Below are 5,561 nucleotides of genomic sequence, written 5' to 3'. Positions count from 1 at the left end.
CAGCCGATAGAATGCACCAAGAGGGTGATGAGCCTATTAATGCATTACGCTACTTATTAGCCAATAAGCACTTGTTTGATGGTGAGTTAGTTCAGCGCTTTATAAAGTGTTTAGGGGTCCATCCGGTAGGAACTATTGTAAAATTAACGAATGAACGTTTAGCCTTAGTGCTTGAAGGGAACGTATTAAATCCTATTAAACCTAAAATTAAGCTATTTTATAATGCTAAGCATAATCATCATGTTACACCTAAAGACATAGATTTAAGTGAGCACACCCAAGAGCTTAAAATACTAGCGAGTGTTAAGCCTCTTGATTATCAGATTAATTTGTCTCGCCTGCTAAAAGAGCATTTGTTGAACTAGTTTTACTGCATTGCCTTTTTTTAGTTTGTTTTGCAGAAATAAACGCACCCAAAAAACAACTTCCCATCAGTGTTAGCCATAGCAAAGTACCTAACTCTACGTGCAATGCAAAACAACACAGTCCTAAAGAGATCAACGCATTTAACATTGCTCCAAGCCAATAATGGTTTACGGGGTTATCGCATTGTCCTGCTTGAGTGCATGCACAGTAGTTTGCTTTGTAAAAGCAAAATACACTCGCCCCACAAAATATTAGCCCTGTAATAATAAATAAAATGATCACAGCTTTACTTCCTTTGCGATTTTATAGTGAGTGTAATTTGCTATATATTTCAAGTCAATCTAAATGATAATTAATTACAATTAGAGCTTTAACTCTAATAACACATTTCTCATCCGATGAGTTTTAAATAGTTGTTAAAATGTCGTTAAATAACATGTTTTTTGCTGTTTTTTGACGCATTCATAGAGTTTTTTACAAAAAATTAAGGTAGTGTAGCAAAGTTTCAAATCCTAATAACAACACACATAGTACCCAGACAGTCAGTTTGGTTAAGGACTCAACAATGAAATTTTCTAAAACTCTTATTGCAGCTTCGCTTGCATTTGTTTCAGCTGATAGCTTTGCAGCTGCGTTTCAATTATCAGAGCAAAATGCATCGGGTTTAGGCCGTGCATACGCTGGTGAAGCTTCTATCGCAGACGATGCATCTGTAGTTGCACGTAACCCTGCACTAATGACTTTATTTAAAGATAAACAACTAAGTGTTGCTGCTATTGGTGTAATCCCAGATGTAAGCTTAGAAGGTGAAGGCGCGCCAACTGGTATTGATCAATCTACATTAGATGACGATAGCATTGCCCCAAGTGCAGTGGTACCAGCAGCTTACTTTACTATGCCTTACAACGATAAAGTATCACTTGGTTTTGGTGCATTTTCTAACTTTGGTTTATCAACAGACTTTGACGATGACTACTCAGCAGGACAGATTGCTGGTAAAACAGAAATCTTCACCGTTAACTTAAATGCAAGCGTTGCTTATAAAGTTACTGAAAAGTTTAGCTATGGTATTGGCTTAAACGTAATTTATGCTGATGCAACAATTGTGCGTCATGCTGGCTCTGGTTTACCATTTGCTTCAAGCACTGAAGTTGTGAACTTGGAAGGTGATGATACAGGTTACGCTTTAAATGTTGGTTTAATGTATCAGCTAGATGATAACAGCCGTTTTGGTTTTAATTATCGTACAGAAACAGATATTACATTCGAAGGTGATTATTCGAATCAAATACCAACAGCTTTTGGTGGATTAAATGGAACTGAATTACCTGGTTCTGTTGAAATAACACTTCCTGCAATAGCTGAATTTTCAGGTTCTCATCAGTTAGATGAAAAACTTGGTCTTCATTACAGTATTCTATGGACAGGTTGGAGTAGCTTTGATTCATTAGAAGCACAAGTTACAGCTCCAACTGGCGATAAGTTTAGCGCATTTAATAAAGATGAAAGCTTCTCTGATTCATACCGTTTCGCTGTGGGTTCAGATTACCAATATAACGAAGATTTATTACTTCGTGCTGGTGTAGCATTTGATCAGTCTCCAGTATCACAAGATCACCTGTCGATCTCTATCCCAGATACAGATCGTTTTTGGTTCTCATTCGGTGGTAACTACACAATTGATCAAAGCTCTAACGTTGATCTTGGTGTAAGTATCATCCGTGGTAAAACTCAGAACTTTGAAGAAGATGGATTTGAGTTTGAGTCAGAAGGTAATGCAGTACTTATTGGCGCTCAGTACAACTACAAGTTTTAATGTAGAAGTGTCTTGTGGTTAATCACAGGGCACAAAAAAGCCGCTCACTTTAATTAAAGTGAGCGGCTTTTTTAATGCCTATTAAATAGTGTTAATAGGCATTTTATGAAAGCTTATAAGCTTTCTATTTTAGTTTTTTGCTCAAGTAACTTAGTTTTAGCATCGCTAAACTCAGCCAGTTTTGCATTTTCTTTAGCAAGTACGGCTTCAGGTGCGTTGTTTACAAACTTTTCGTTAGCGAGTTTGTTTTGCACTTGTGCTAGGCCTTTTTCTGCTTTTTCGAGTTGCTTATTAATACGCGAAAGCTCGGCTTCCACATCAATTAAGCCTGCCATTGGGATCATGATCTCAAGGTTGCCAACATAAGACGTTGCACATGCAGGTGCCCCGTCTTTGTTTTCAAGCATTGTAAACTCTTCAATTTTTGCAAGTGATGCTAAAAATGATTTGTTTTCTTCAATGCGGCGCACGTCGTCGCTTGATGCATTAGCAAGTAATACGCTAAGCGGTTTACTTGGGCTAATATCCATTTCACCACGAATGTTACGAATAGCTAAAATGAATTGTTTAACCCATTCTAAGTCGTCCATCGCTTTAGCATCAACGCTTGCTTCATTATATACAGGGAACGGCTGAACCATAATGCTGGTGTTTGTTGTTTCAAGGCCTGCAAGAGGTGCAACACGTTGCCAAATCGTTTCAGTGATGTACGGCATCATTGGGTGCATTAAACGCAGTAAGCTTTCAAGTACGGTAATAAGTGTATTACGTGTACCACGTTGCTGCGCTTCATTACCTTTAAATAATACCGGCTTAGTTAGCTCTAAGTACCAATCACAGAACTGGTTCCAAGTGAATTCGTAAAGCGTGTTAGCAGCTAAGTCAAAGCGGTAGTTATCAAGGTGCTCAGTGTATGTTTTAACTGTTGACTCAAATTGACCTAAAATCCAGCGGTCAGCTAATGAAAGCTCTTTTTGTGCATCGTTTGCAAAACCACAGTCTTGCTCTTCTGTATTCATTAATACGTAACGGCTCGCGTTCCATAATTTATTACAGAAGTTACGGTAACCTTCAAGGCGGTTCATGTCCCAGTTAATATCACGACCGGTAGATGCCATTGCAGCAAGTGTAAAGCGAAGGGCGTCGGTGCCGTGTGCCTCAATACCGCCTGCAAATACTTTACGCGTATCTTTTTCAATTTTAGCGGCAAGTTTTGGCTGCATCATGTTACCAGTACGTTTTTGTACTAGGTCTTCAAGTTCAATGCCGTCAATCATGTCTAGTGGGTCAAGTACGTTACCTTTTGACTTAGACATTTTATCGCCATTGTCATCACGTATTAAGCCCGTTACATATACGGTTTTAAACGGAACTTGTGGTTTGCCATTTTCGTCTTTTACAAAGTGCAGCGTCATCATAATCATGCGCGCAACCCAGAAGAAAATAATATCAAAACCAGTTACCAACACGTCAGACGGGTGGAAGGTTTTTAAATCATCGGTATTTTCAGGCCAACCTTGTGTAGAGAACGTCCAAAGTGCTGACGAGAACCACGTATCAAGTACGTCTTCGTCTTGGCTTAGCGTTACGTTATCTGCAATGTTGTTTTCACGGCGTACTTCAGCTTCGTCGCGACCAACAAATACATTGCCTTCACTGTCGTACCAAGCTGGAATGCGGTGACCCCACCAAAGCTGGCGTGAAATACACCAATCTTGTACGTCGTTCATCCACGAGAAGTACATGTTTTCGTATTGCTTAGGTACAAATTGAATGTCGCCGTTTTTAACAGCGTCTTTTGCAGGTTCAGCAAGTGGTGCAACACGTACATACCATTGGTCGGTAAGCAGTGGCTCAATTACCACACCAGAGCGATCGCCGTAAGGAACCGTTAAACCATGGTCTTCAATTTTTTCAAGTAAACCTAGTTCTTCAAATTCTGCCACAATTGCTTTACGCGCTGCAAAACGATCTAGGCCGTGCAAGCGCTCAGGTATTGGTGCATCAAACTCAAACTCTTTACCGTCAAAGGTGTATGTTTCACCTTGGGTAAGAATAGCGGCGTCTTTATCGAAAATGTTGATCATAGGCATTTGATGACGCTTGCCCACTTCGTTATCGTTAAAGTCGTGCGCTGGGGTTATTTTTACACAGCCCGTGCCTTTATCTTTATCGGCGTGTTCGTCAGCAACAATTTTAATACGACGATTAACGATGGGTAATAAAATCTCTTTACCGATTAAATCTGTGTAGCGCTCATCATCAGGATTTACTGCAACACCTGAGTCACCCAACATGGTTTCAGGACGTGTTGTTGCTACTACTATGTAGTCTTTTCCGTCTTGTGTTGTAACGCCATCAGCTAATGGGTAACGTAAGTTCCACATGTGGCCTTGCTTGTCTTTGTTTTCAACTTCAAGATCAGAAATAGCCGTGTGTAATTTTGGATCCCAGTTTACTAGGCGCTTGCCTCGGTAAATTAGGTTTTCTTTATGGAGGCGTACAAACACTTCTTTAACAGCTTCAGATAAACCATCATCCATGGTAAAGCGTTCACGATCCCAATCAACCGATGCGCCAAGGCGACGAAGCTGCTTAGTGATAGTACCGCCAGATTCTTTTTTCCATTCCCAGATTTTATTAATAAAATCTTCGCGGCCTAAATCGTGGCGTGTTTTGCCTTCTTCGGCATGCAGTTTACGCTCAACCAACATTTGCGTTGCAATACCTGCGTGGTCAGTACCTACTTGCCATAATGTGTTGTTACCTTGCATACGTTTAAAACGCGTTAGGGTATCCATTATTGTATCTTGGAAGGCGTGGCCCATGTGTAAGCTACCAGTGACATTTGGCGGCGGGATCATAATTGAATATGGTACGCCTTGGCCAGATGGCTTAAAGTAGCCTTTTTGTTCCCAGTCTTGATATAGAGACTGTTCAATATCTTGCGGATTGTAGGTTTTATCCATTACACAGAACCTTAAATAAGTACTTAAATTAGTTGGTTAGTTTGCCTGATTGGCTAGCTATTAATATCTTGCGTGGTGAGATTGGCACCGAGTTGGCGTAGCTTTTTAAAACGCTCGCGGGCTGCTTGCTTAGCAGCTGGCTCTACGGGTACAAAATCAAAAACTTGGTTAAACCGACGAATGTAATCCGGTAACTGAGTAGCCAAGTTAATTAAAACTTTACGATTGCCAACAGGTGGCGTAATACCAATTTCTACAGGTGCGCCGCCTTTAGGGCCTTCACCTTGTAAATTATGTGGCACAAAACTATCTGGATCGAATGCCCAAATTATTTCATCAATGGCACAGGCTGCTTCGTTATCGTTAACACAAATAAACACACGCTGCCCATTTCGATACTGATCGGCCGC

Annotated in this window: 4 protein-coding genes and 1 pseudogene; 2 read left to right on the top strand and 3 right to left on the bottom strand. The window is 40.4% G+C overall.

Features of this window, described 5'->3' with window-relative positions; all coding sequences use genetic code 11:
* Positions 1-365 (top strand): annotated as a pseudogene (locus L652_RS0112000) (phosphodiesterase); the annotation flags it as partial.
* Here L652_RS0112000 and L652_RS1000000125440 read toward each other — a convergent pair.
* On the bottom strand, positions 325-648 hold the full coding sequence (locus L652_RS1000000125440) for a hypothetical protein (RefSeq protein ID WP_076914930.1): 324 nt from the start codon (positions 646-648) through the stop codon (positions 325-327). The pseudogene L652_RS0112000 and the gene L652_RS1000000125440 overlap by 41 nt on opposite strands.
* A 283-nt stretch (positions 649-931) precedes the next feature.
* Between L652_RS1000000125440 and L652_RS0111995 the strand changes: the two genes are divergently transcribed.
* A complete protein-coding gene (locus L652_RS0111995; RefSeq protein ID WP_024596459.1) occupies positions 932-2,182 on the top strand; it encodes an outer membrane protein transport protein in 1,251 nt (416 codons plus the stop codon).
* Between the two features lie 113 nt (positions 2,183-2,295).
* On the opposite strand, the gene L652_RS0111990 is transcribed toward L652_RS0111995, so the two are convergent.
* Complete coding sequence (locus L652_RS0111990; protein ID WP_024596460.1) at positions 2,296-5,151, bottom strand: valine--tRNA ligase; 2,856 nt, start codon at positions 5,149-5,151, stop codon at positions 2,296-2,298.
* 53 nt (positions 5,152-5,204) lie between these two features.
* Positions 5,205-5,561: DNA polymerase III subunit chi (locus tag L652_RS0111985; RefSeq protein ID WP_024596461.1), on the bottom strand; the 357-nt coding region annotated here is incomplete at its 5' end.

Source organism: Pseudoalteromonas sp. TB25, assembly GCF_000497995.1.
Lineage (GTDB): Bacteria > Pseudomonadota > Gammaproteobacteria > Enterobacterales > Alteromonadaceae > Pseudoalteromonas > Pseudoalteromonas distincta.
Note: the sequence above shows the minus strand (reverse complement) of the source record. Positions and strands in the feature narration are given on the sequence as shown.

What these genes read in the sequence shown, in the direction of transcription:
- L652_RS0111995 (WP_024596459.1), top strand. Translation starts at nt 932, where the DNA reads ATGAAATTTTCTAAAACTCTTATTGCAGCTTCGCTTGCATTTGTTTCA.
- L652_RS0111990 (WP_024596460.1), bottom strand. Translation starts at nt 5,151, where the DNA reads ATGGATAAAACCTACAATCCGCAAGATATTGAACAGTCTCTATATCAA.